Here is a 24,940-nt window from a genome sequence, read left to right as displayed (position 1 = left end):
GTCGCAGCGCGTGCCGTGACAAGTGAGGGGAGCCGGGCCGTGCGTCACCGCACCGCTGTCGTCGTTCCCCGGTCACGGTTCGAGGTGATCCTGGTGTCTCGGTGTGCCCGGCACCGGCTGCGCGGCCGGTACCGGACCCCCGCGACGAACATCTGACACCTCACGTGTCCGCACGCCCCTGAACCGACCCTTCGGCAGGGCCCGTTGCGTCGTACGTCCGGCAATCGCGCTGCCTCTGTGCAAAGCCACCCGAAAGGCCACAGGCGTGCGTACCAACCTGCACCGTCATGACACTGACCCCCTGAACGCCGTCCGCAACGTGGGCATCCTCGCCCACGTCGACGCCGGCAAGACCACCGTCACCGAACGGATCCTCTACGTCACCGGCGCCACCCACAAACGCGGCGAAGTCCACGACGGCACCACCGTCACCGACTTCGATGTCCAGGAACGCGAACGGGGCATCACCATCTCCGCCGCGGCGGTCAGCTGCGCCTGGGACGGTCACCGGGTCAACCTGATCGACACCCCGGGCCACGTCGACTTCGCCGACGAGGTGGAGCGCTCCCTGCGCGTGCTGGACGGCGCGATCGCGGTGTTCGACGCCGTCGCGGGCGTCGAGCCGCAGAGCGAGTCGGTCTGGCGTCAGGCCGACCGACACGGTGTGCCGCGGATCGCCTTCGTGAACAAGCTCGACCGCGCCGGTGCCGACCTCGACACGGCGGTCGAGTCGATGCGCCGGCGCCTCGACACGGTACCGATGGTGGTCCAGCTGCCGGTCGGCCGCGAGGACGCGTTCACCGGTGTCGTCGACCTCATCCGCATGCGCCTTCTCGTGTGGCGAGAGGGCGGCGACACGTACGAGGAGGAGCCGGTACCGGCAGAGCTGCTCCAGGAGGCGCGGCGGCGCAGACGACTCCTCGAGGAGACGGTGGCGCAGCTCCATCCCGACGCACTGGAGGAGTTCTGCGACGGATCGGCCCTGTCCGCGGGGACGTTGACCACGGCACTGCGGGATCTGACGCGCAACGGTGAGGGCGTCGTCGTGCTGTGCGGCTCGGCGTACCGCAACCGCGGTGTCGAGCCGCTCCTCGACGCGGTCGTCGCCTACCTGCCGTCACCGCTCGACGTGCCGGCGGTCCGCGGTGCCGTCGGCGACGACGAGCAGGAGCGAGTCTGCGATCCGCTGGCGCCGTTGGCCGCGCTGGTGTTCAAGGTGCAGGCGACCCCTCGTGGGCGTCTGACCTATCTGCGGGTGTACTCGGGAACGGTTCACAGAGGAGAGGCGGTGTGGGATGCGGGCGCACGGCGTACGGAGCGGATCGGCCGGATCCTGCGCGTCCAGGCGGACCGGCACACCGAGGTCGACCACGCGGTGGCCGGTGACATCGTCGCGGTGGCCGGCGTGAAGGCCGCCCGCAGCGGCGCCACCCTGTGCGCGCCCGACGCGCCTGTCGTCCTCGAACCGCCCACGGTGGCCGAACCGGTCGTCTCCGTGGCGGTCGAGGCACGCAGGAACGCCGACAGTGCCCGGCTGGTGTCCGCGCTGGCACGACTCGTGGAGGAGGATCCCTCGCTCGTGGTCAGGACCGACCTCGAGAGCGGCCAGACGGTGCTTTCGGGCATGGGCGAGCTGCACCTGGAGGTGGCGGTCGAGAAGATCCGCCGGGCCCACGGCCTGGAGGTCGGCGTCGGCAGGCCGCAGGTGGCCTACCGGGAGACGGTCTCGCGCGGGGTGTCCGGACTGGTGTACCGGCATGTCAAACAGGAGGGAGGAGCAGGCCAGTTCGCGCACGTCGTCCTTGATGTGCAGCCTCTGCCGGTGGCGCAGGACGGTACGGGCGACGGCGCGGCGGAGTTCGAGTTCCGGTCGGTCGTCACCGGCGGACGGCTGCCGCGGGACTACGTGCAGGCCGTGGAGGCCGGATGCGGGGACGCCCTGAGCGAGGGCCCCCTCGGCGGCCACCGCGTCACCGGGGTACGTGTCACGCTCACCGACGGGTCCACGCACCCCAAGGACTCCTCCCCGATGGCGTTCCGCACGGCCGGCCGCTTCGCGCTCAGGGCGGCCTTCCGGGCGAGCGTCATGGCGCTCCTCGAACCGGTGGTCGAGGTCACGGCCACCGTGGCCGAGGACGCCGTGGGCGGGGTGCTCGGGGACCTGGCCGCGCGCCGCGGCCAGATCTCCGCCTCCGCGATGCGCGCCGGCACCGCGGTCGTCACGGCGACGGTGCCGCTCGCCGAACTGTTCGGCTACGCCTCCCAGTTGCGCGGCCGGACCCAGGGCCGGGGCACGTTCACCAGCCGGGCGACCGGCTACGCCCCGGTGCCGGGTGCGGTCACCGGCCAGGTGGCTTCGCGGTAGCGACGAGCGCAGGCCCCGTCCGTCCGAGGACGGGCGGGGCCGTCCGGCCGTTGCGCCGGCCGAAGCCGCGTCCTTGAACTCACGTGCCGGACTGGCTCCCGGGGCGTGGCGCCGCCGGCCTCCCCGGCCGCGTACCTTCTCCCTGTGCAGCTCATCGAGATATCCGATCTGGTCGTGGACCACGACCCCGGCACGCGCGAACGCCTGCCGGTGCGGGGCGCCGACGTCGTCGCGCGGCTCGCCGCCGCGGGTGACCGCAGCGGCGCCCGTATCGCCGCCGGGCTGGCGTGCGACGACGACGGGAACCTCGATCCGCTCGCCGTGGACCGCCGGCTCGTCGCCGTCCACACCGAGCTCCAGCGGCTCAGCGAGGAACTGCGCCTCGGCGACCGCATCGCCGAACTCCTGCGCCCACTGCTCGCCGTGATCCGCGCAGCCGGGCGGAACGACGGTCCGCTGCGGGTGGTGGACGTCGGCTGCGGGCTCGGCTACCTGGTGCGATGGCTGGCCGCGTCCGGCGCCCTCGGACCGGAAGTCGACCTGGTCGGCGTGGACTTCAACGCGGCCCTGGTCACCGAGGCCGGGAGGCTCGCCCGCGCGGAAGGACTGCCCTGCCGTTTCGTACGGGGTGACGCGTTCGCCCTCGACGAGCCCGCCACCGTGTACGTGTCCACGGGCGTCCTGCACCACTTCAGGGGCACCGACCTCGACGCCTTCTTCGCCGCCCAGGCCACGCCGGGCACCGCCGCGTTCTGCCACTTCGACATCGCCGCCACCGGTCTCGCCCCGATCGGCGCGTGGGTCTTCCACCGGGCGCGGATGCGCGACCCGCTGGGCCGCCACGACGGCGTGATGTCGGCCCGCCGCGCCCATGACGACGAGACACTGCTGGCCGCTGCCGCCCACGCCGACGGCCTGACCCCGCTCGTGTACGAACCGCGGGGCCGCAGCAACCCGTTCTGCACCACGCTGCGCCCCGTCATCGGCGTACGCCCGGACCTGCTGCCGCCCCTGCGGGCCGAGCTGGGGCCCGGTCCGTCGGGCCGCCTGGTCGGGCGTGCGGACGCCGTGGGCGGGACACGCCAGGGGGCCTCGGCGGGGGAGGGCGCCGGGTGAACGCCTTCCTGCTCGCCGCTCTGGCGCTGATCGACGCGGCGTTCGCCGGCTTCCGTGCCTACACCGGGCGGGACGGCCGCATCCGCAAGTCGAGACGGGCGCTGCTCGCGGCCCGCCGCGGTCTCACGGTCGGCGCCCCGGCGCTGCTCCTGAGCGCGGCCCTTGCCGTGACGCTGCTCGTCGCCGCGGCGGACCGGGGCGCGCGCTACGCCGAACTCGACGCCGCCGCCCACCGGATGCTCCTGTGTTTCGCGCCGTACGCGGTGATCGTCGCCCTGAGCCTGGGCTGCTACCTGTGGGGCCCGTTCCGGGCCGGCACCCTCGCCGTGGTCGTCGGCCTCGGGCCGCTGACCCTGGTACGCCCGCTGGTCGTGCTCGCCGGGGCGGTCGCGGCAGCGTGGGGTTCCCTTCCGGCGGCCTCGGTGGCGGCGGTCGCGGCGGTGGGGGTGCTCCTCGTGGAGCCGGTCGTCCACCGCCGCTGGTACGCGGAGCCGGTGTGAGCGGCTCCGCCCGCTCCGCGCACCCGTGGACGCCTACAGGCTCGCGTCGCGGTGCGTGGGGCGGCCGTCGAGGACCGTGAGCAGCACCGGCAGGTCCGGCAGCGCCATGTCCGGCGTGGTGAGCGGGTTGTCGGCGAGAACGGTGAGGTCGGCGCGGTAGCCGACGGCGATCCGCCCGGCCTCGTGCTCCTCGCCCGCCGCGTAGGCCGCGTTGACCGTCAGACCCTGGAGCGCTTCGAGCGGCGTGAGCGCCTGCTCGGGTCCGTGCGGGTCCTGAGTGAGGTCACGGCTCGGGCGGCGGTGGCGCGCGCCCGCCATGACGCCGAGCGGCGGATACGGGGCGATCGGCCAGTCGGAGCCGAGGACCACCGTGGCGCCCGAGTCCTGGAGATCGCGGCAGCGCCAGGCGCGTGACGCGCGCTCCTCACCGAGGCGGCGCGACCAGTTGTCGGTGTGGTCGGCCCGGGTGAAGTCGCAGCAGTGGGTGGGCTGCATGGACGCGATGACGCCGAGTGCGGCGAACCGGCCCAGGGTGTCGTCGGGCACCGTCTCGATGTGCTCGACCCGGTGACGCACCCCGCGCCCGCCCGTGGCCTGCGCCTTCTCGACGGCGTCGAGGACATGGCGTACGGCGGCGTCGCCGATCGCATGGGTGGCGGTGGGCACTCCGGCGCGGTGCAGCTCGCCGACGATCCGCGTGTAGACCTCGGGGTCCGGCCAGAAGGCGTGGGTGGACTCGCCGTGGCAGTCCGGGCGCTCCAGCCAGGCCGTGCCGTTGTCGATGGTGCCGTCCATGAAGATCTTGACGCCGTCCGTCCGCCACAGCGCGCCGCCGACGCCCTGCTGTGCGATGAGCGCCCGTACTCCCTCGGCGTCGGTACCGGGCTGGCACCATGGCGCGACCCGCAGCCGGAGCGCGAGTTCACCTGCGGCGTCGAGCTCGGAGAACAGGGCGAGGCTGTCGCCGTTCGCGTCCATGACGTGACCGCCGGTGAGACCCGAGGCGGCCATGGCGCGCAGCGCGGCGGCGAGCCGGTCGCGCCGCTCCTCCCGCGTGGGCTGCGGGGCGACGCGTTCGACGAGCTCGCAGGCGGCGTCCTCCTGCAGCAGACCGGTGGGACGGCCCTGCTCGTCGCAGACCACTTCGGCAGAGGCCTGGTCGAAGGCGCGCGGGCCGTCCACACCGGCCAGTTCCAGCGCGCGCCGGCTGGCCAGCATGGAGTGGGCGTCGAACAGCAGCAGAAGGGCCGGTACGCCGTCGAGAACGGAGTCGAAGGGGGCGATCCCGACGGGCCGGTCACCGAAGACGTTCGGGTCGAGCCCCCAGCCGTGCAGCCACGCCCCCGGCGCCAGGTTCCGCACCTCGGCGGCGAGCGCCGCGCGCACGTCCGCCACGTCGGTGCAGCCCGACAGGTCGAGCCCGTGCGTCAGCTCGGCACCCGAGACGGGGTGCAGATGTCCGTCGACCAGGCCCGGTGTCACCACGGCGCCGTTGAGGTCGATCACCGTGGTGGAGGAGTCCACCTGCTCACGTATGCCGCGGTCGTCGCCCAGGGCGGAGATCCGGCCGCCGGACACGGCGAGGGCGGTCTGCGGCAGGAACGCGCCGGTGACCGGGTCGAGCAGGCGGGCGGAGAGCAGGACGAGCGAGGTGGGCACAGCGGCTCCTTGCAGGGCGGGTGGGTGGTGGCCGGGGAGGGGAAGGGCCAGGTCCTGCCGTCACCTTCCCGTCGTCGCCCGAAGGGCGGCCGCGCGGCGTCCGTGCCGGGACGTGGCCGGGCAGACGGGAGATTGACGGCAGGCCTTAACCGGTGGGTGATGCCGTGAGCGGTGCGTCGGTTCGGGTGAGCGTCCCCTTGGGAAGGCCGAGTTCACGTTCCGCCGTCGTGGCGGCCAGGCGCGACACCGCGGCGGGCCGGTTGCTCGTGTCGGTGTTGGCGTGCGCTCCGAGGCCGTCGAGCACCACCAGGATCTGAATGGTCGTCACATGCGGGTCGTCCGTGCGGAATTCGTTGCGGTCGACGCCTTCCCGGATCAGGCCGGTGAGCCGCTCGCGCCAGGCCGCCTCCTGCTCGGCGACCCGGTCGCGCAGGACGGGCCGGTAGCGGCTGAGGTGGCGCGCGTTGATCCAGAGGCGGCTGATGTTGTCGTAGGACTCGCCCGTCGCCCGCGCGAAGAACCACCCCAGGTGCAGCGTGGGTGTCCCCTCGGCCCGCTCTGCGGGCAGTAGGCTGTCGAGCTCGGAGCCGGCGGCGCTGCCGAAGGCCTCCGCCACGAGGTCGTCCGCCGAGGGGAAGTAGTGGCTGATCAGCCCGGGGCGGACGCCGAGCTCCTCGCCCATCCTCCGCAGAGTGACGCACTCGAGCCCCTCCGCGAGGGCGACCGAGGCGGCCGCCGCAACGATTTCCGCACATCGGGCGGCCGGCGTCTTCCGAATTCGCTTGTGCTGGACGCTTGACGGCATACCGGGATGCTATTGAGTGTGCGACCAATAAGCAAGTGTGTGGCCCGTCAGGAGGTCACCGGCTCGCCCCCGGCGCAGCGGCCGTCGCGCTCCGCGCCAACGCGGCCCGACACGACGGCGCCCGTCAACGCCGACCGGGCCCGCCGGTCCACGGCACGTCGTACCGCCTGAGTGCGCGCTCGACGGGCTCACCGGACCGCTCCGCGTACGCGAGGCGCTCGCGCACCTCACGCAGCCTGCGGGGCCGGAAGCCCGGGCCGCCGCAGCAGCTCTTGTGGAAGCCCACGCCCGCGTTCAGCAGAACCGTGAGCGCCCGCCACGCGGCCGTGTCCCGGCGGCGCGGCGCGGCGAACGCCGACCCCACATGGATCATCGGCTCGGCACAGCGCGGACAGGTCCGCTCCCTGCTCCGGTCATGGGTCTGCTTGTACGAGACCCGGCAGGGCAGGCACACGTATGAAGTCTTCCCGTGGGTCATGCGGCCACAGTAATCAGCACCGTCCGTGGCTTCGACGGGATTCTTCAGCCCGCGTGTGCGGCCGACGTGGCACCGGAAGGGGCGAGATGGTCGAGAGCGGAGTCCGCCAGGGTGTGGATGGCCGGGTGCCAGGGGCGGGCGCGGGGCCCGGTCAGTACGAGGCGGCGTGAGGTCTGGGGGGTGCACCGGCAGCAGCGCCAGGTCGGGTGGGATCAGCGAGCGGGACACCTCCGACAGGACGGTCACGCCGATACCGGCCTGCACCATGCTGATCAGGGTCGCCAGATCCCGTACCCGGTGCGCGGGTGTGAACCTCAGCCCGGCGAGGCGGTGGATCGTCCGGATGCGGTCCTCGCAGCCGTTGGGCGAGATCAGGAACGGATCGTCCTCCAGGTCGCGGATGTCGACGATCGGCTCTCCGGCGAGGGGATGGTCCAGGGGCAGCACGGCCCGGTAGCTGTCCGCGGCGAGCTGGATGCCCGGGCCCGGGGGAGGGTCGATCAGGATGGCGGCATCAGCCGTCCCGTTCTCCAGCCAGGCGGCGATCTCGGAACTGTCCCCCTCGAAGACGCGCACCGTGATACGGGGCTGGTCCTCGCCCCAGTGCCGCAACAGACCGGGAACCAGACCCTGGCAGACCGTCGGCGTGGCGGCGAGCCGAACCGTGCCCGTCATCGTGGCGGCGTCCGACGCGAGTTGCTCCACGGACCCGTGCCGCCGCCACGGCGGTCCGGGCGTGCGGCACGACCCGCACGCCGAGCGCCGTGGTCCGCACGGGGGTGGCCCGCACCAGCAGCGGAGCGGCCAACTCGCGCTCCAGGGACGCGACCGCATGCGACACCGCCGACTGGCTCAGACCGAGTTCGGCCGCCGCCGCGCTGAAGCCCCCCGCGTCGACGACGGCGAGGAACGCCCTCAACTGGGAAAGGTTCACGCTCATGCGGGGGCCTCATATACCTATGACACGTATGCGTTGGATCAATGGTGCCAGGTCGGTGAGGCTTGGTCCGTGTCGCCACCTCCGGCGGACACACTCCTCCCACCTGCTCAGGAGAAGCCATGCCTTTCATCCGTGTCACCGTCACCGACCCCGCGCTTCCCGCCGCCGTCCAGCGCACCCTCGCCGAGGGCCTGACCGGCCTGGCCGTGTCGGCGCTGCGCAAGTCCGGCGCGCGGACCGTCGTGCACGTCGACCTGGTTCCGGCCGAGCGCTACTACCTGGACGGCAGGCCGCTGACCGGTGGCCTCGACGCCCATGTCGAGGCCACCGTCACCATCGGCACGAACAGCGCCGCAGAGAAGGCCGCGTTCATTGCAGCGGCGGGTGAACTGCTGACCAAGTCCCTGGGCCCGCTTGTCCGTTGTGGAGTCGCGCTGCACGAACTGCACCCCGAGAGCTACGGCTACGACGGCGTCACGCAGTTCGACTTCTACCGCCGCGAGGCCGCCCGGCGGTAGCCGCCCCCAGAGCCCGCTCTCACGTGTCGAACTCGCCGTACCAGGCCCGGTCGAGGAGGCGGGTGGGCAGATATGGCGACTTGCTGTCGACCGGGAACTCCGAGTCGAGGGCGAGGCACGCCAGCGCGAGCGGGCCGAGGGCCACCCGGCCGTGCGGCCCCGCCGAGTCGCTCCAGTAGCGCTCGTGATGGGCCAGAGCTTCCGTGAGTGCCTGCGCGAAAGCGTCGTGGTCGCCCGTCACGAGACGGTGGAAGAGCACGACGGGCTGGTAGTCGACCAGATTGAGGAAGTCCGCAGGCGTACGGGTCGCCACGTCGGGGTGGGACGTGTTCATGGTGGCCAGCAGCTTCTGGACTACGTCGTCCATGGGGCCCTGCAGCCAGTACGTCTGGAGCGTGTCGATCCAGTGGAAGACGTACTCGTCCATGGGGGCGGCCCGGCGCAGGTCGTCCAGCGGAACGTGGCACAACTGGGTCATGCGGTCCCGCTCGCGGCAGACGACGGCGAGGTAAAAGGCGTTGAGCCAGGCGCGGCCGTCCGCGTACGGGGCGGGGCCGGTGACCGGAAGCGTCACGACCTCGTCCCCGATGCGGCAGTTGACGCTGCTCTCCCGCGAAGTCGTGGTGGCGAACAGCGCCGAGCCGACCTGCATGGCGCCGACCCATGCCTCCCATGTCTCCAGGGCGCTCCCGTCGGGGTCGGAGGCGCAGCGCGCGTGGCTCAGAGCGAGGGAGGCCGCGAACGCGTCGCCGAAGGCCCCGGGGGACTGAGGCAGCCGGGACGTCAACTCGGCTACCACCAGGGAGAGTTGGTCGTCCGTCCGCGCGTCGGATCCCGGTTCCGGCGTGGCGTCGGCGGAGCCCTGGCCACGCAGGGACCTCATGAGGTCCATCAACGCCTGCGGCGGCACCACGGAGAACGACCGTGCCTCGTGGTCGAAGACCGTGAGCGACACCAGCCGCCCCTGGTGCCACCAGTACAGCCGCGGTGAGAGCGCGCCCGGCCCGTCCTCGTAGGCGCCGATGGCGTACGCGCCCAGGTCGTTGACGGCGTCCACCACGCTGCCGTCCACGATGGGGTGGAACGCCAGCAGATGCCTGGTCGGCATCACGACGAGCGCCCCGGCTTCCGACAGCTCCCGACCGGTCAACTCCCGTACCAGCTCCGGAAGTACGAGCGCCTTGCTGGAGACGAAGAACGAGTCTCCGTGAACGGAGTGCATCAACGCGCCCTGCGAGCCCCGGAATTCGTCGTGCTCGACCGGCTCACGGATCAGGTTCGCCCGGCCCGCGGCCCACAGCTGTTCAGCACCGGCGCGCGCCACATCCTGGTCGCCGAGCATCCGTACGGAGGTGGGTGCGTCCAGGGCGAGGGCCGCGAGCAGCCCCTCGGCGACCGGCCGCGCATAGCGGAAGCCGTCGGCCGTCTCGCCCGCGAACGCGTCGTCGGGAAGGAGCCGCCAGCACGTCCGCTCCAGGAGCTCCGTGGCGCTCTCGCCTCCCTGGGAGGAGTTCTCCAGGCCGGCGAAGTGCTGCTCCACCACCCGCGGCCAGTCCTCCTCGGCGGACTGACGGCACCGCTGCGCGAGGTTCGACAGCGGGCTGATCCTGCCCTCCAGGCGCACCGCGTCCCCCGTCACGGTCATGTGCGTGCCGTGACGGGCGAGGAAGTAGGCGGCCGTCAGGCTCCGCAGGCGCTCTGCCTGAGGGACGTTCAGCATCGGCAGGTGTGGATCGGGTGCATGGTGAAGGTTCACCGCACAGACCCTACGAAGAGGTGCGGGAACCGGTGACGGGCGGGCCCGTGCGTGCGGTCCTGGTCGGGCTCGTGTAGGCGAACCGGGGCAGGAAGAACTGCGTGACGGGGCCGACGGTCAGGGCGTACAGTACGGTGCCGAGCCCCACGCCGCCGCCGAGCAGCCACCCCGCGGCGAGCACGGCGATCTCGATGCACGTGCGGACGGCGCGGATGGAACGCCCGGTCAGGGCGGCCGCTCCGGTCATGAGCCCGTCCCGGGGCCCCGGACCGAACCGTGCGCCCACGTAGACGGCGACGGACAGGGCGTTGGCGAAAATCCCCGCGAGGAGAAGCCCGACGCGCTCGGGGAGTGCCAGGCCCGCGGGGACGAGCGCGAGCCCGAGGTCGGACGAGAAGGCGATGACGACGATGTTGGCGGCGGTCCCGAACGTCGGCCGCTGCCGCAGGGGGATCCACAGCAGCAGGACGGACACGCCCACGACGGCGGTGAGTGTGCCGAAGCTCAGCGAAGTGTGCTTCTTCAGCCCTTCGTTGAGGACGCTCCAAGGGCTCAGCCCCAGCGCGGAGCGCACCATGACGGCCATGCTGAATCCGTACAGGGCGAGGCCGACGAACAACTGCGGCAGGCGGCGGAGCGGGCGTTCGCCGAAGCGTACGTAGGTGAGTGGGGGAGTGGTGCGGGCGGCGCCACCGGTGGTGAGGGGCGGGGGCGTCGTCGGGTTCCCGCCGGGCCCGGGAGGCGGGGTGGTCGCGTCGGTGTCGTTGCTCCGGGGTGCCGCCTTCTCGGGGTGGTCCGTCATACCCGTTTCGTGCCGCATGTGTGCCTGTCTCCGCCCTGCGTGTCGTATGCCTTCAAGGCCATTGCGGCAACTCTGTAGAGTTATTGGCCCACATGACATGGCCAATCTCGGGAGAATGGTTTGACTGACGCGAGCGCCTTCCTGCCCGTGGACAGGGTGGGGCGCGCGGACCGGACCCTGGGCAGCCGTCAGCTCGCCGCGATGCTTCCTGACGCCTCGGGCACGAGACCCGCCTACCGCCACCTCGCGCAGGCGATCAGCACGCTCATCCTCGACGGACGCATCGCGCTGCACGTCAGACTCCCCGCCGAGCGCGAACTGGCCGCAGCCCTCGCCACCAGCAGGACCACGGTCACCGCCGTGTACGACCTGTTGCGCGAGGGCGGCTACGCGCACAGCCGTCAGGGATCGGGCACGTGGACCGCCCTGCCCGAAGGCCGCACCCCCAGTGGCATCACGCGCCTCCTCGGCCCTCCGGACACGGCTATCGACCTGGCCAGAGCCTCGCCCGGGCTGCCCCGCCAGGCGCTCGTCGATGCCCTCGCGCACATCACCCCGCAACTGGCCGAGCAGGCGCACACCCCCGGCTACCACCCCTACGGCCTGCCCGACCTGCGCGACGCCATCGCCGAGCGCTACACCCGACGCGGTCTCGCCACCCTGCCCGAGCAGATCCTTGTGACGTCCGGCGCGCAGCACGCGCTGACACTTGTCCTGGGACTCCTGAGCAGCCCCGGCGATCGGGTCATGGTCGAGAACCCGTCCTACCCCAACGCCCTCGACGCCCTGCGCCGGGCCCGGCTGCGCACCGTGTCCGTCCCCGTGACCGACACCGGCTGGGACATCGAGATCGCCGAATCGACCCTTCGTCAGGTCGTGCCCCAACTGGCCTACCTGATCCCCGACTTCCACAATCCGACCGGATGCCTCATGCCCGAGCACGAGCGGGCGCGTGTCCTGCGCGCGGCGGAGCGCTCCGGTACATGGCTGGTCATCGACGAGACGCTGGCCGACCTCGCGCTCGACGTTCCCGCCCCGTCTCCCTTCGCCTCCCACGCCGCGAAGGGAGGTACCGGCCAGGTCATCACCATCGGCTCGATGAGCAAGACCCATTGGGGCGGCCTGCGCATCGGCTGGCTGCGCGCGCCCGCACGGCTCGTCACCGAACTCGCGGGCCAGCGCGTGGCCACCGACATGGGCGGATCGGTCGTCGACCAACTCCTGGCCCTCGCCCTCCTGGACCGGTCGGACGAGCTTGTGCCACCTCGTCTTGAGCAACTTCGGCTGCAGCGCGCGGCGTTGGCCGCCGCACTGGACGAGCACCTGCCGCACTGGACCTGGCAACTGCCGCCCGGTGGGCTGTCGTTCTGGGTCGACCTGGGCGAACCGGTCGCCTCCGCGTTGTCCGAGCGGGCGCTCGACAACGGCGTTCGGATCGAGAGCGGCGCTCACTTCGCCACCGACCCAGGCATCTTCGAGCAGCGGATGCGCATCCCGTACACGACCTCTGCGGACACCTTGCGCGAGGCCGTCCAGCGCATGGCGACCGCGCTCGCCGCGGGCCTCCCCTCGGCATCAGCCGCGCGCCGACCGCACTGGGTGGTCTGAGTGCCCGTGCCCGAAAGAGATCACTCGATGCCCGTGGATGGTCCCCGTCCCGGAACCGGTCCCCTCTTCCGCCTCGCATGGCGAGGGCCCCGCTGTCCGGGCCGGCCCGTCGAGGAGCTGTGGATCGGCCTCGACGCAGATGCGGACGGTGGCTGGTGGTTGGAGGCGTCCTGCCTCGGGCGCGTGCCAATGGGTGACGGCGCGGCGCGGGCCGCCGAGTTCGCTCAGTGGCTTCTGGCCGACCCGCCGACAGGCCCGTACGAGGGGGAGTTCACACTGATCGCCGGTGAACCGCAGGCCGGATCGCCGCGGATCGCCGCCGGAACGCTGCTGACCGTCGAATTCCTCCTGGGCCGCGAGGAAACCGGCGGGTCCGAGTATCTCCAGATGCTGCCTTCCGGTGAGACGGCGGTACGGCACATCGGCTTCGAGGTGTGCGCACCGCTGGAGTGCGAGCCGCTGCCGCGCGCCGCACTCGCGGTGGCGGCCGCCGGACTCCTCGGCGTCGCCACCGCACAGGGCGCGGACCTCCGTCCCCTCAGGCGAGCGCGCGGCCAAGGTCCGCGCCGAGCTGGTGGTATGCGGCGGTGACCGTCTGCGCCAGGAGGACGGCGATGGTCATGGGGCCCACCCCGCCGGGAACGGGAGTGATCAGGCGGGCCCGCTCGGCCGCGGTGTCGAAGTCCACGTCGCCGACGTTGCCCGCGTTGTAGCCGGCGTCGATGACGACCGCGCCGGGCTTGATGTCCTCGCCGCGGATGAGCCGGGGCCGGCCCACCGCCGCCACCACGATGTCCGCCTCCCGCACGAACGCGCTCAGGTCGGCAGTCCGCGAGTGGCAGTACGTCACCGTGGCGTCCCGGGCGAGCAGCAGCATCCCGGCCGGCTTGCCGAGGATCGCGCTCCGGCCCACGACGACTGCATGCCGGCCCGCGAGTTCGACGTCGTACTCGTCGAGGAGCCGCATGATTCCGCCGGGTGTGCAGGAGACGAACCCGGGCAGCCCGAAGGCCATCGCGCCGAACGAGCTCATGGTGACGCCGTCGACGTCCTTCTCCGGAGCGATGGCCTCGAAGGCGGAGCGTTCGTCGATGTGCGGGCCCACGGGGTGCTGGAGCAGGATTCCGTGCACCGACGCGTCCTGTGACAGCTCGCGCAGGGCGGCGACCAGTTCCGCGGTCGTCGTGGTGGCCGGGAGCTGGACGCGCCGCGACTCGATACCGGCCTTGGCGCAGCGCGCCTGCTTCATGCGGACGTACGTGACGGAGGCGGGGTCCTCGCCCACCAGTACGGTCGCGAGGCAGGGCGCCGAGCCCGTACGCCTCACCAGCTCCGCCGCCTTGACCGCGGACTCCTCGACGAGGCGCCGGGCCGTACCGGTGCCGTCCATGAGGTGGGCTGTCTGTGTCGGGGACATGGTCGCCTCCCAGGCGTCATTGACCATTCGCCCAGGCGCACGGCATACATCGACCCTTTGGTCAGGCCGCTCCCCGGTGGTTCTCCACCCCAGCGCCAGTCACGGCCCGTGCGCCACTGTAACGGCTTCGGTCGGCCGCGCGAGAGCCGAGGCCTCCTCGCGGCCGTCCTCGGCACTGAACGCATGCACGACCAGGCCCGTCTCGCCGGGAGCTGCCCGACGTCCGCTTCGTCGCAGCGCGGGCGGAGTACGTGCGACGACTCGACAACTCGTCAAGGCCACGCCGGCCCCACCGCCTATTTGAACGTGTTCAAATTTCTGCGCTAAAGTGGTGCCGACACGATGAGGGGGCTCCATGAAGATCGTGATACCCGGCGGCACCGGGCAGGTAGGGACGATCCTTAAGCGTGAACTGGCCGAAGCGGGACACGAAGTCGTCGTCCTCACGCGGCGGCCCGTGCGCGAGGGCGAAGTCCGCTGGGACGGTGAGACCCTGGGCCCGTGGGCCGAGGTCGTCGACGGCAGTGACGTGGTGATCAACCTCGCCGGACGCAGCGTGAACTGCCGCTACACACAGGCCAACCTCCGGGCCATGATGGATTCGCGCGTGCGGTCCGCCGAGGTCGTCGGCGAGGCGATCTCCGCCGCCGCGCGGCCTCCGAGGGCGTGGCTGCAGATGAGTACGGCCACCATCTACGCCCACAGCTTCGCCGCACCGAACGACGAGACGACCGGCGTACTCGGCGGCGACGAGGCCGGCGTCCCGGGCTACTGGGGTTACAGCGTCGAGATCGCCGAGGCGTGGGAGCGGGCGCAGGAGCGGGCCGACACCCCGCGCACCCGCAAGGTCGCCCTGCGCGCCGCGATGGTCATGAGCCCCGATCGCGGCGGCGTCGTCGACGTCCTCCTGCGCCTGGCCAGGCTCGGCCTCGGCGGTCCGGTCGCGGGCGGTGGCCAGTACGTGTCCTGGATCTACGACCGTGACTTCGCCCGGGCGGTCCAGTTCCTGATCGAACGCGACGATCTGGACGGGCCCGTGAACCTCGCCGCCCCCGAGCCGCTGCCGCAGCGTGACTTCATGCGTGCGCTACGCGCGGCATGGGGTGTTCCGGTGGGCCTTCCCGCAACGAAGCGGATGGCCGAACTCGGCGCGTTCGCGCTCCGCTCGGACACCGAACTCCTTCTGAAGAGCCGCCGTGTGGTCCCGGGCCGGCTGCTCGACGCGGGCTTCTCCTTCGGCCACGCCGGGTGGCCCGATGCCGCCGCCAACCTCGCGCGACGTGTACGTGGTGGGCGTGACGTCACGCGGGCCATGGCGGACGGGACGGTGTGAGGCGGTGAGCCGTGGGCCGTCTCCTTCGCGCGGCCCGCGTCGTCACCAAGGGAGCGGGCCCTCGACGTCGACGTATGTGCCGGTAGGGCCGTCGGGGCCCAGCTGGGCCATGCGCACGATGATCTCGGCGCCTTCCTCGACGGTCTGGATGCCCGTGTGCCCGTTCAGGTCCGTCGCGGTGTAGCCGGGCTCCACCGCGTTGATCCGCATGCCGGGGAACGCCTTCGCGTACTGCACGGTGATCATGTTGACCGCGGTCTTCGATGCCGGGTAGGCGACTCCGGGATACGCGTGAGTCGGCGTACCCGCGTCGGAGACCCGGGCCAGCGAGGCCAGGCCGCTGCTCAGGTTGACCACGACCGGCGCGTCGGACTTCTGCAGCAGGGGCAGGAACGCGTGGGTCACGCGCACGACGCCGAAGACGTTCGTCTCGAAGGTCGACCGCATCTCGTCGGCGGTCACGTCCGCGGCGCCGATCACGCCTCCGTCCGGGGTCCGGCCCTCGATGCCGGCGTTGTTGATGAGCACGTCCAGGCCGCCGTCGGCCTCGATCGTCTTCGCGGCGGCGTTGACGGACGCGTCGTCCGTGACGTCGAGCTGGACCCAGCGTGCGCCGAGCTGCTCGGCGGCTCGACGCCCGCGCTCGGCGTCGCGGCTGCCCACGTAGACGGTGTGGCCTGCGGCGACGAGTCGACGGGCGGTTTCAAAGCCGAGACCCTTGTTCGCTCCGGTGATGAGTGTTTTCGTCATGCCACCAGCGTGCGGCCCCACCCTGCGATCAGCCAGGAGTCCCGTCTTCCTGGGACTGGCGGTACCAGGCGGGTCCCGGGTCCCGGGTGGCTCCCGGGCGGGGCCCTGTCGTCCCACGCGCCGTCCCAGGCCTGGTCTCATCGAGTGGTGCCTCGACCTCAGCTTTAGGGTGAGGGTTCAGTGATCCTGGGGGTGCGCATCGTGCCGGGTGCGGCCCGTGTCACCGGCCGCCGAACGGCCTCCGGCGGTAGGCCCGTCGCGGGCGAAGTGGTCGCCGGAGTGTGGCGGAGGTCCCCGTGCCCCTCCGTGCCGCGATCCGCTCGACGGTGTCGTCGCTCGGCCCCAGCAGCTCCTGCGCCTCCCGCACGCGCCCGCGGGCAGGTGTCTCCGGTCCGCCCACCGCGCCAACTCGGCCGTGCCTATACGGTTGTTGACCGTCCGTCGAGCCGTTGACTTTCGGCCAAGACGTGACCCGTTGAGGACCGGTTCACTCAGGGGTGCCGCGCGCGCCCGCCCGGCCGGAACCGCTGTCGAGCGACCGGCGACCGCGGCCCGGCCGCATCGAACCGGCCATCCCTGCCCGACAGTCGAAATGATCTTGGATAGGTTCCTCAGGGCTCTCGCGCCGCGGGGCGCGGCATCCTCCGACCCCGAGATCCCGACCAGGCAGGAGCCACTTCATGGGACCGCAACCCGTCGCCATCGACCCGGCCGGCACCGACGTCCATGCCGAGGCCGCGCGGCTGCGCGCCTCGGGCCCGGCGACGCTCGTCCAGCTCCCCGACGGCCCCGAGGCATGGGCCATCACCAGCCACAGCCTGCTCAAGGACCTGCTGACCGACCCACGCGTGTCCAAGGACCCCAACCTGCACTGGCCCGCGTGGCAGCGCGGCGAGTACCACGAGTCCTGGCTGGCCACGTGGGTCGGCGTGAACAACATGTTCACTGCCTACGGGAGCGACCACCGACGGCTGCGCAAGCTCATCGCACCGGCGTTCACGGCCCGCCGCACCGACGCCATGCTGCCCTCGGTCGAGCGCATCACCGCCGCCCTCCTGGACGAACTCGCCACGGCGCCCCGGGGATCCGTGGTCGACCTCCGCGAGAGCTTCACGCACCGGCTGCCGATGCAGGTCATCTGCGAGCTCTTCGGTATCCCCGAGGGCGACACCCGCGCCGAACTGGCCCGGCTTTCCGAGATCATCATGACCTCCGTCGACCCTCAGGAGGCGGGCGCCGCGTTCGTCGAGATCCAGGCGCTGCTGAAGGGGCTGGCCGCGCTGAAGCGCGAGGAACCCGCGTCGGACCTGACCAGTGTGCTGGTCGCCGCCCGGGACGAGGAAGGCCAACGGATGACCGAGCAGGAGCTCATAGACACCCTCCTGCTCGTCCTCGTCGCCGGCCACGAGACCACGGTCAACCTCATAGGCAACGCCGTTCACGCCCTGCTCACGCACCCGGAGCAGCTCGAACTGGTCCGTGCGGGCAAGCTCTCCTGGAACGACGTGATCGAGGAGACCCTCCGCTGGGCCCCCAGCGTCGTCAACCTTCCGCTCCGGTTCGCCGTCGAGGACATCGAGATCCCCGACGGCCCCACCATCCGCAAGGGCGAGCCGATTCTGGCGTCGTTCGCGGCCACCGGGCGCGATCCGCGGCAGCATGGGGACACCGCCGACCAGTACGACGCACGCCGCCCGAGCGCAGAACACCTCAGCTTCGGCCACGGAGTCCACCGCTGCCTGGGCGCACCCCTGGCCCGTATGGAAGCCGCGATCGCCCTGCCGGCCCTCTTCGAGCGCTTCCCCGACCTGGAACTCGCTGTGCCCGCCGAGGCGTTGGAACCGGCGGGCGGCTTCATCGTGGGAGGCCTGAAGGCGATTCCCATGAGGCTGGCGAAGGACTGACCCGGGGCCGCGGATGCGCGCGGCGGCCGGAGCTCCGCAGGCTCAGCCGGCCACCGCGCGCATCCGAGGCCGAGGCAGGTGACGGCCGCCTCGGCACGGTCGCTCCGGACGAGTCCATCCGCGACGCCCTCGACCGCGTCGGCGTACGCACCCTGAGCAGCTGCCGCCAGGGGACCTGCGGCACCTGTGAAATGCCTGTCCTGGCCGGTACGCCCGAACACCACGACGACCTGCTCACCGAACAGGAACGCGCCGAGAGCCGGGCGATGCTGCGGTGCGTGCCGCGGAGCGCCGGGCGGAGGCTCGCGCTCGACGGGTCGCGGAGCGCCGGACCGACGGTCAGGCGCGACAGGTGACGGAGCGACGGCGCGACGATCCGTTGCCGCTCGGATGTGTGTCCTGGGAAAGATCCTTCGCCAATGGCGTGGCCAGGAGAGGGCGCGGTCGTTGGTCAGCGCATGAACGACCCGCGCAAAAGCGTTCCTGCGCCCCGACCGCGTCACGCTGCCCCGCTGGGCACGGGCGGGGCCGCCTCGCCGACGCCCATTTACGACGCGCTCGTGCATCAATGGCGCGCCCTGCACCGGGAGGTACCGCGCCCGCCCACCACACGGCAGGGCTGGGTGCGCGTAGATCCGCAGGACCTGTTCCACCGTGGCTGAGACAGTCCCACAAGAACCATTGCACAAGAGCTCTTGTGTAAGTAGTGTCGCCCGTATGGCCCCTCCGATCACCGATTCCCGGGTACTGGCGGCGATGGCCCACCCGGTCCGTCGCCGTCTGCTCGACCTGCTCAAGCTCGACGGCCCTTCCACCGCCAGCGCACTGTCGCAGTCGACGGGCGAAGCCGTCGGCAATGTCAGTCACCACCTGAAGGCGCTGGCCGCCGCGGGGCTGATCGAGGAGGCCCCCGAACTCGCCCGCGACCGCCGGGAACGGTGGTGGCGACGCACCACGCCGAAGCTCCTGTGGTCTTCCGTCGACTTCGCCGACGACGCGGCGGGGGAGGCCGTCGCGCAGGCCGCCGAGTCCCTCAACCTCGAGCGGCAGGTCAACCAGGTGCGCCGCTGGGCCGATCAGCCCCAGTCCGAGCAGCAGCGCTGGCCGCTCGGCCCCTTTGTCGCCGAGGTGTGGCTGCGGATGACCGATGCCGAACTCGCCCAGTTCAAGGACGAGATCGTGGAAGTCATGGACAGGTGGGCCGACCGGGAACTCCCCGACGACGGCCAGGAACGGGAAACGGTCTTCACCTTCGCCCGTGCCGTACCGGGTCGCCCGTGAACCGCATCCGCATGTCGCATCCGTAAGCGGCATTCGCAAGCCGCATCCACGTACAGCGCGGACGGCACCCGCGACCCGGGTCATCCCTATGGCACACACGCAGTCAGTCACGCTCACGAAAGCAGGAGACATGTCTGTTTGGTTCATCACCGGCGCCTCGCGCGGCCTGGGAGCGGAGATCGCGCGGGAGGCGCTGGCGCGAGGGCATGAGGTCGTCGCCACCGCGCGCGACGCCGAGGCTGTGCGCCGTGCCTTCCCGGACGCGTCCGACGCCCTGCTCGCCGTCGACCTGGACGTCACCGAGGAGGCGACGATACGCACCGCGGTCGATGCCGCGCTCGCGCGCTTCGGCCGCATCGACGTCCTGGTCAACAACGCGGGGCGCGGCCTCCTCGGGGCGGTGGAAGAGGTCTCGGACGCGGCCGTGCGCGACGCGTTCGACATCAACGTCTTCGGGGTGCTCGCCACTCTGCGGGCCGTGCTGCCCACGCTCCGGGAACAGCGGTCGGGCCACGTGATCAACATCGGCTCGGTCGGCGGTTTCGCCACCGCTCCCGGCGTCGGCCTGTACGGCGCGACGAAGTTCGCCGTCGAAGCCATCACCGAGGCTCTGCACGGCGAACTCGCCCCCTTGGGCGTCCACGTCACCGTCGTCGAACCCGGCGGCTTCCGCACCGACTTCCTCGACGCGTCGAGTCTCTACACCGAGCCCCACATGATCGACGACTACGCGCCCACTGCCGGCGCCACTCGCAAAGCCCTCGCGGACGTCAATCACCGCCAGCCCGGAGACCCCGCCAAAGCGGCAGCCGCCGTCGTCGGCCTGGCCGGGACCCCCGAACCCCCGCTCCGCCTCCTGCTCGGCGCCGACGCCGTGGCCCGCGTCGAGGCCAAGCTCGACCTCGTCGCCCGCGAACTCGAACGGAACCGAGCCCTGGCCATGTCGACGGACCTGGCGTGACGCAGGGAGCCAGGACCCGTTTCGGGGTGCTGCTTGAAGTTGCGCAAAAGGTTCTGCTTGAAGTTGCGCAAAAGTTCCATTGACCGAGCAATTTCAAGCAGATAGCTTTCCTTCGTCCGCAGATCGTCAGTCCCCCGCATCAGCTCTCCTCGTCACGATTCGGAGCTGCATGGGCGGACAGGGCGGTGGGCCGGCGAAACCACCGGCCCGCGCCTGCCCTCGTACACACTCGTACAAGGAGAGTCCCGTTGCCGGCGCGCTACCACCTGCGGTTCCAGCTTCCTCCCCGCAAGGACCCGGCCGAGGTGGTCGCGCATGCCACCGCCCTGGCCGGGGCCTGCCAGGAGGCAGGGGTCGACGAAGTCGTTCTGCTGCTGGCCGCGGAGGAAGTGTTCGACGGCCATGTCGTCGGTGAGGCCGAAGACCGCTGGTACGAGACCACGGCCGCCGTCAGCGAGATCCTGCGCGACGCAGGACTCGACGTCAGCCTCAATCCGTGGGTGACGGCCGGCCACGCGGACCGCGGCCGCAAGGACGCCCACGGCTTCCTGCCGATGGTCTCGCCCACCGGCAGAACCGCCGCCGCGCAAGCCTCGTTCACCTGCCCTCGCTGGCAGGAATGGCTGTACGCCCACTACGGACGCTTCGCCGGACTCGGCTTCCGCGTGCTGTGGCTGGAGGACGACTTCCGCTACCACAACCACGCCCCGCTGGACTGGGGCGGGGGTTTCGAGACCCCCGTCCTGGACCGGCTGGCCGGTCTCGTCGGCCGTCCCGTGACCCGCGACGAGGTCGTGCGGGCGATCACGGAACCCGGCCCGCCGCACCCGTGGCGCGCCCTGCTCCAGCAGGTCTGGCGCACGGTCCAGACGGAGATCGCCGAGCGGCTCAGCGAGGTCGTCGAGGAACGTTCGGCGGGCCGTTCCCGGCTCGGGCTGATGAGTTCGCTGCCCGAGGTCCACTCCGTCGAGGGCCGCGACTGGCCGACGCTGTTCCAGGCCCTCGCCGTCCAGGGCCGGGCCACGCACCGCCCGCACTTCGCCCCGTACAGCGACAGCGCCCCGCGCTCCCTCAGCAGCCAGATGTGGCTCCTGGAATCCCAGCGCGCGCTGCGGCCCGACTGGGTCGAGTCCGAGCCGGAGATCGAGAACTGGCCGCACACCACCTGGTCGAAGTCCGACGTGCAGACCTGGTCCGAGATGACGACGGCCCAACTGTCGGGCGCGGACGCGCTGTTCCTCAATGTGCACCCCATGCAGGCCGGCCGCCCCGACCGCTTCCCCGGCACGGCTCAGCTGCTGCGCCGCTCACGCCCGGCCCTCGACTGGATCTCGGGGCGCCACAGCAAGCAGGCCCGGACACTCGGGGTGGGGCTGCCGTACCGGCACGACGCGGCGGCCCGCGCCCGCACTCGGACCGGCACCCTGGAGGAGCTGCGCACCGGCCCGCGCGGGGCAGCCGACTTCCTGCTGCGCTACGGCATCCCGGTCACCGCCTCGAAGGCTCCGGTCCAGGCCGTCTTCGGCACACTGGCCTGGGCGTTCGACGACGACGAGATCCGGGAGATGCTCACGGGCGGGCTGCTGCTCGACGGGATCGCGGCCGACGTGCTGACCCAGCGCGGATTCGGCGACCTGCTCGGTGTCCAGGTCACCGAGGTCGTCGACCGCGAGGACGCGCAGACGACAGACCCGTTCAGCTTCGAACAGATCACCCACCACCCCGAGTCCGACCTCGTCGGCACGCTGCTGAGCGTCAACACACAGCCCGCGCTGGCCCGTCTGTGCCCGCATCCGGACGCCGTGGTGTGGACGCACATCCTCACGCCGGGGGAGGACGCGTGGGGCGCCGGCAGCTGCGGATACGTGAACGAGCTCGGAGGTCGCGTCGCCGTACTCGCCGCCACCGACCCCGCGGACCTGCCGCGCGACGACTTCGGGCAGCGCGTCCTGCACGCCGTCATCAGATTCCTGGAGGGACGGGCCCCGACGCTGCCGTTGGTCAGCGGCGGACCGCACCTGATCCCGCACCTGTCCCACCAGGACGGGGTGACGCGACTCGCCATAGCCAATGGCAGCTTCGATCCCGCGCTGCCCCACGTCGACTTCTCCACGCCACCCGACGCGGCCTCGTCGGTCCGCCTCGACCCGCTGAAGACCCCGGAACCGGCGAGTGTGTCCCACGGCGCGGAAGGCATCACGGCCGAGACGGAACTGCCGCATCGGGCCTGGCTGATGCTGGCCTGGTGAGCCACATGCCCCGCGAACGGGGAGCCGTGGCATGACCGGAGGCCGCCCGCCCCACGGCGCGTCCGCCATACGTCGCCGAAAAGCACTTGATCCGCCCTCCTGGGGCGCAGAGGGTGCAGGCATGACGACGAAGCCTCGCCTGGAGGCCATCACCCCGGCCAACTTCGAGACGGCGACAGCCCTCAAGGTCCGGCCGGACCAGGAACACCTGGTCGCCCCCGTGATGAAGTCCCTCGCCGAGGCCTACGTGCATCCCGGTGTCGCCTGGCCCCGGCTGATCACGGACGGCGGCAGGGCCGTCGGCTTCCTTATGGCCTTCCTCGACATCGATTTCGCCGGGGACGGCACGGGCAACGACGTGCGCTCCGGACTCTGGCGCCTGAACATCGCGGCCGGTGAACAGGGGCGGGGGTACGGCCGCTTCGCGGTCGAGTCCGTGGCCGAGGAGATCCGGCGCCGCGGCGGAACCCGCCTCACGGTCACCTGGCACCCCGGCGCGAGCGGTCCGGAGGGGTTCTACCTAGGGCTCGGGTTCCGGCTGACCGGTGAGATGAGCGAAGACCAGGTGGTCGGGGAGCTGGACCTGGCTCAGCAGGCCGCGCCCGGAGGATCCCGGACGGCGTAACTCAGGGCGCCGGGCGACGACCTTGTGCGTACGGTCGGCGATGGGCGCCCTGACAGGACGGCGCACCCGGGCGGTCTCGCGGACCACTTCGCACGTACCGCGAGGCCGCCCATCACCGCCTCCGGCACGTGAGGGGCACTCGCCAACGGGTCCCCGACGAGCAGGACTTGGACCACGCCAGCAGGCTCGTACGCGCCCCGGGCCGCGGACCGTCCCCAGGATAGGAGGCGGTCCAGGAAGCCGGCGATCAGAACTCTGCCCCGCACACGCCGACCGAGCCGCGGCGCCTCGCGCCGACCGTCCGCGAGCCGGCCCGGGACGGCGCTGCCGTGACAGCGGTGCCCCACTGAACCGGATCACTGGGTCTCTGCCTCGCCGCCCACTCGGCGGAGTCCGCCGTCGGCCTCCTCGCCGATCCCGGGTCGCCGGCGTCAGGTGGCGCGAGGGCGAGACCGTGTGCTGCTGTACCTGTCGGCCCACCCCCGCCACCGCTGGCTCGGCCGCACGTTGCGGCAGCCGAGCGCGTGGCCCGCTGTCACCGGCGCCACGAGTCGGACACGGCCAACGGTCGGACTGGGATGGGCAGTTGGGTGCCGGCCTTCGTAGCCGCGTGTGTCCATCCGTTCTCGAGGCGTGGTTCCGATCGCGTCCCGAGTCTGTGAAACTTGAACAGTCACGCTCGACGTGGCAGCCCCCGCCGTCCCATCCCCGTGACGGCGGGGTGCTACGCCGTCCCATCCCCGTGACGGCGGGGTGCTACGCCGTCACATCCCGGCGCGCGGCATAGCGCCGTGGTCACAGACCGAGATCGGTGAGGCCCGGGTGGTCGTCGGGGCGGCGCCCGAGCGGCCAGCGATACTTGCGCTCGGACTCCTCGATGGGCAGGTCGTTGATGCTCGCGTGGCGGGTGCGCATCAGGCCGTCGTCGTCGAACTCCCAGTTCTCGTTGCCGTACGAACGGAACCAGTGGCCGGAGTCGTCATGCCATTCGTAGGCGAAGCGGACCGCGATGCGGTGGCCGTCGAAGGCCCACAGCTCCTTGATGAGCCGGTAGTCCAGCTCCCGGTTCCACTTGCGCGACAGGAACTCCACGATCGCGTCCCGGCCGGTGATGAACTCCGCGCGATTGCGCCAGCGTGAGTCCTTGCTGTAGGCCAGGGCGACCTTCTGCGGGGAGCGGCTGTTCCAGCCGTCCTCGGCGAGGCGTACCTTCTCGATCGCAGTCTCGCGGGTGAAGGGAGGGAGGGGTGGGCGTGCGGACATGTTGCCTGCCTTCGAATGGTCAACTGGGGCTGTTACAACAGGAGAACGTAGGCTTTCGGTACGTGGGCGACCAGGGCGCGTCCGATCAGGGCTCGTTCGCTCAGGACAGGATCGAGCACGGCAGGCCGGAAGCGGAGGAGGGGCGCATGGCGAAGTCCTACCGTGTCGGACTCGGCACACGCGCGGTCAACGGGGTGTTCGCGACCATGACCCGGCTGGGGATCGGCAAGGGCTACCGCTACATCCTGACCGTGAAGGGCAGGAAGTCGGGACGCTCGTACTCCACCCCGGTCGACGTGATGTCGGCGGGCGGTGAGCGCTGGCTCGTCGCCGCGTACGGGGTCAGCAACTGGGTACGCAACGCGCGCGCCGCCGGCGAGGTCGGCCTGAGCCGAGGCGGCCGGTCGCAGAACCTGCGCGTGGTCGAACTCGGCCCCGAGGAAAGCGTCCCCGTACTGCGGCAGTACCTGCGGGAAGTGCCGGTCACCCGGGCCTACTTCGACGTGACGCCCGATGCGACCGACGAGGAGTTCGCCGCGGAGTCGGCGCGGCACCCGGTGTTCCACCTGGTTCCCTTTGCCTGAATTCGTGTAGGACCGTCCGCCCCCGA

Annotated in this window: 23 protein-coding genes, 1 pseudogene and 1 riboswitch; of the genes and pseudogenes, 14 read left to right on the top strand and 10 right to left on the bottom strand. The window is 71.6% G+C overall.

Annotated elements, in window-relative coordinates; genetic code table 11:
• Window positions 1–265 precede the first annotated feature (265 nt).
• The 3 genes from fusA (at window position 266) to ACZ67T_RS17600 (ending at window position 3,981) form a co-directional block, all read left to right on the top strand.
• A complete protein-coding gene (gene fusA, locus ACZ67T_RS17610; RefSeq protein WP_469984908.1) occupies window positions 266–2,365 on the top strand; it encodes an elongation factor G in 2,100 nt (699 codons plus the stop codon).
• A 144-nt stretch (window positions 2,366–2,509) separates the two neighbouring features.
• Entirely contained in the window at window positions 2,510–3,481 is a 972-nt protein-coding gene (locus ACZ67T_RS17605; RefSeq protein ID WP_469984907.1) for a class I SAM-dependent methyltransferase, read from the top strand.
• Window positions 3,478–3,981 (top strand): hypothetical protein, encoded by a 504-nt coding sequence (locus tag ACZ67T_RS17600; protein WP_469984905.1) that lies wholly within the window; start codon window positions 3,478–3,480, stop codon window positions 3,979–3,981. Before ACZ67T_RS17605 ends, ACZ67T_RS17600 begins: the two co-directional genes overlap by 4 nt.
• A 33-nt stretch (window positions 3,982–4,014) precedes the next feature.
• Here the strand turns inward: ACZ67T_RS17600 and ACZ67T_RS17595 are convergent, their stop codons facing one another.
• The 5 genes and pseudogenes from ACZ67T_RS17595 to ACZ67T_RS17575 all read right to left on the bottom strand — a co-directional run bounded on the left by ACZ67T_RS17595 (window position 4,015) and on the right by ACZ67T_RS17575 (window position 7,863).
• Window positions 4,015–5,640, bottom strand: a complete 1,626-nt coding sequence (locus tag ACZ67T_RS17595) for an amidohydrolase (protein ID WP_469984903.1) — start codon at window positions 5,638–5,640, stop codon at window positions 4,015–4,017.
• 145 nt (window positions 5,641–5,785) lie between these two features.
• Entirely contained in the window at window positions 5,786–6,445 is a 660-nt protein-coding gene (locus ACZ67T_RS17590) for a TetR/AcrR family transcriptional regulator (RefSeq protein WP_469984902.1), read from the bottom strand.
• 124 nt (window positions 6,446–6,569) lie between these two features.
• Window positions 6,570–6,923: a deoxyxylulose-5-phosphate synthase gene (locus ACZ67T_RS17585; RefSeq protein WP_469985018.1), complete on the bottom strand. Its 354-nt coding sequence runs from the start codon at window positions 6,921–6,923 to the stop codon at window positions 6,570–6,572.
• 225 nt (window positions 6,924–7,148) lie between these two features.
• Window positions 7,149–7,538: pseudogene (locus tag ACZ67T_RS17580) on the bottom strand (LysR family transcriptional regulator substrate-binding protein); the annotation flags it as partial.
• Window positions 7,438–7,863, bottom strand: a complete 426-nt coding sequence (locus ACZ67T_RS17575) for a helix-turn-helix domain-containing protein (protein WP_469984901.1) — start codon at window positions 7,861–7,863, stop codon at window positions 7,438–7,440. The pseudogene ACZ67T_RS17580 and the gene ACZ67T_RS17575, both read right to left, overlap by 101 nt.
• Window positions 7,864–7,982: 119 nt before the next feature.
• Here ACZ67T_RS17575 and ACZ67T_RS17570 point away from each other — a divergent pair, with 119 nt between their 5' ends.
• Window positions 7,983–8,381, top strand: coding sequence for a tautomerase family protein (locus ACZ67T_RS17570; RefSeq protein ID WP_469984900.1), 399 nt, complete (start codon window positions 7,983–7,985; stop codon window positions 8,379–8,381).
• Between the two features lie 19 nt (window positions 8,382–8,400).
• Here ACZ67T_RS17570 and ACZ67T_RS17565 read toward each other — a convergent pair whose 3' ends face one another.
• Both ACZ67T_RS17565 and yczE read right to left on the bottom strand, forming a co-directional pair.
• Window positions 8,401–10,137 carry an immunity 49 family protein gene (locus ACZ67T_RS17565; RefSeq protein ID WP_469984899.1) on the bottom strand — a complete coding sequence of 579 codons (1,737 nt, stop codon included), beginning with the start codon at window positions 10,135–10,137 and terminating at the stop codon, window positions 8,401–8,403.
• 10 nt (window positions 10,138–10,147) lie between these two features.
• Window positions 10,148–10,939, bottom strand: a complete 792-nt coding sequence (gene yczE, locus ACZ67T_RS17560; protein ID WP_469984898.1) for a membrane protein YczE — start codon at window positions 10,937–10,939, stop codon at window positions 10,148–10,150.
• Between the two features lie 120 nt (window positions 10,940–11,059).
• On the opposite strand from yczE, the gene yczR reads away from it, so the two are divergent.
• Window positions 11,060–12,547: a MocR-like transcription factor YczR gene (yczR, locus tag ACZ67T_RS17555; RefSeq protein ID WP_469984897.1), complete on the top strand. Its 1,488-nt coding sequence runs from the start codon at window positions 11,060–11,062 to the stop codon at window positions 12,545–12,547.
• A 27-nt stretch (window positions 12,548–12,574) separates the two neighbouring features.
• Window positions 12,575–13,138: a hypothetical protein gene (locus ACZ67T_RS17550; RefSeq protein WP_469984896.1), complete on the top strand. Its 564-nt coding sequence runs from the start codon at window positions 12,575–12,577 to the stop codon at window positions 13,136–13,138.
• Here the strand turns inward: ACZ67T_RS17550 and ACZ67T_RS17545 are convergent.
• A complete protein-coding gene (locus ACZ67T_RS17545; RefSeq protein WP_469984894.1) occupies window positions 13,086–13,964 on the bottom strand; it encodes a bifunctional 5,10-methylenetetrahydrofolate dehydrogenase/5,10-methenyltetrahydrofolate cyclohydrolase in 879 nt (292 codons plus the stop codon). The two genes, ACZ67T_RS17550 and ACZ67T_RS17545, sit on opposite strands and share 53 nt — an antisense overlap.
• 22 nt (window positions 13,965–13,986) lie before the next feature.
• Window positions 13,987–14,077, bottom strand: a riboswitch (ZMP/ZTP riboswitch).
• A 242-nt stretch (window positions 14,078–14,319) separates the two neighbouring features.
• Between ACZ67T_RS17545 and ACZ67T_RS17540 the strand changes: the two genes are divergently transcribed.
• Window positions 14,320–15,297 (top strand): DUF1731 domain-containing protein, encoded by a 978-nt coding sequence (locus ACZ67T_RS17540; RefSeq protein WP_469984892.1) that lies wholly within the window; start codon window positions 14,320–14,322, stop codon window positions 15,295–15,297.
• A 42-nt stretch (window positions 15,298–15,339) separates the two neighbouring features.
• On the opposite strand, the gene ACZ67T_RS17535 is transcribed toward ACZ67T_RS17540, so the two are convergent.
• The gene (locus ACZ67T_RS17535; RefSeq protein ID WP_469984890.1) at window positions 15,340–16,047 is read right to left on the bottom strand and encodes an SDR family oxidoreductase; all 708 of its coding nucleotides are present in this window, start codon (window positions 16,045–16,047) and stop codon (window positions 15,340–15,342) included.
• A gap of 680 nt (window positions 16,048–16,727) precedes the next feature.
• On the opposite strand from ACZ67T_RS17535, the gene ACZ67T_RS17530 reads away from it, so the two are divergent.
• The 6 genes from ACZ67T_RS17530 to ACZ67T_RS17505 all read left to right on the top strand — a co-directional run bounded on the left by ACZ67T_RS17530 (window position 16,728) and on the right by ACZ67T_RS17505 (window position 23,067).
• Window positions 16,728–17,951 carry a cytochrome P450 family protein gene (locus ACZ67T_RS17530; RefSeq protein WP_469984889.1) on the top strand — a complete coding sequence of 408 codons (1,224 nt, stop codon included), beginning with the start codon at window positions 16,728–16,730 and terminating at the stop codon, window positions 17,949–17,951.
• Window positions 17,948–18,307 (top strand): 2Fe-2S iron-sulfur cluster-binding protein, encoded by a 360-nt coding sequence (locus ACZ67T_RS17525; RefSeq protein WP_469985017.1) that lies wholly within the window; start codon window positions 17,948–17,950, stop codon window positions 18,305–18,307. Before ACZ67T_RS17530 ends, ACZ67T_RS17525 begins: the two co-directional genes overlap by 4 nt.
• 361 nt (window positions 18,308–18,668) lie before the next feature.
• Window positions 18,669–19,232, top strand: coding sequence for a winged helix-turn-helix domain-containing protein (locus ACZ67T_RS17520; RefSeq protein ID WP_469984887.1), 564 nt, complete (start codon window positions 18,669–18,671; stop codon window positions 19,230–19,232).
• A gap of 130 nt (window positions 19,233–19,362) precedes the next feature.
• Entirely contained in the window at window positions 19,363–20,193 is an 831-nt protein-coding gene (locus tag ACZ67T_RS17515; RefSeq protein WP_469984886.1) for an oxidoreductase, read from the top strand.
• A gap of 248 nt (window positions 20,194–20,441) precedes the next feature.
• Window positions 20,442–22,442, top strand: coding sequence for a hypothetical protein (locus ACZ67T_RS17510; RefSeq protein WP_469984884.1), 2,001 nt, complete (start codon window positions 20,442–20,444; stop codon window positions 22,440–22,442).
• A gap of 121 nt (window positions 22,443–22,563) precedes the next feature.
• Window positions 22,564–23,067, top strand: a complete 504-nt coding sequence (locus tag ACZ67T_RS17505) for a GNAT family N-acetyltransferase (RefSeq protein ID WP_469984883.1) — start codon at window positions 22,564–22,566, stop codon at window positions 23,065–23,067.
• Between the two features lie 795 nt (window positions 23,068–23,862).
• Here the strand turns inward: ACZ67T_RS17505 and ACZ67T_RS17500 are convergent.
• Window positions 23,863–24,330: a nuclear transport factor 2 family protein gene (locus ACZ67T_RS17500; RefSeq protein WP_469984881.1), complete on the bottom strand. Its 468-nt coding sequence runs from the start codon at window positions 24,328–24,330 to the stop codon at window positions 23,863–23,865.
• A gap of 146 nt (window positions 24,331–24,476) precedes the next feature.
• Between ACZ67T_RS17500 and ACZ67T_RS17495 the strand changes: the two genes are divergently transcribed.
• Window positions 24,477–24,914, top strand: coding sequence for a nitroreductase family deazaflavin-dependent oxidoreductase (locus ACZ67T_RS17495; RefSeq protein ID WP_469984879.1), 438 nt, complete (start codon window positions 24,477–24,479; stop codon window positions 24,912–24,914).
• Window positions 24,915–24,940 lie beyond the last annotated feature (26 nt).

The sequence above is a fragment of the Streptomyces sp. NPDC107517 genome, from assembly GCF_055582645.1.
This window is presented reverse-complemented; position numbering and strand designations above follow the sequence as displayed.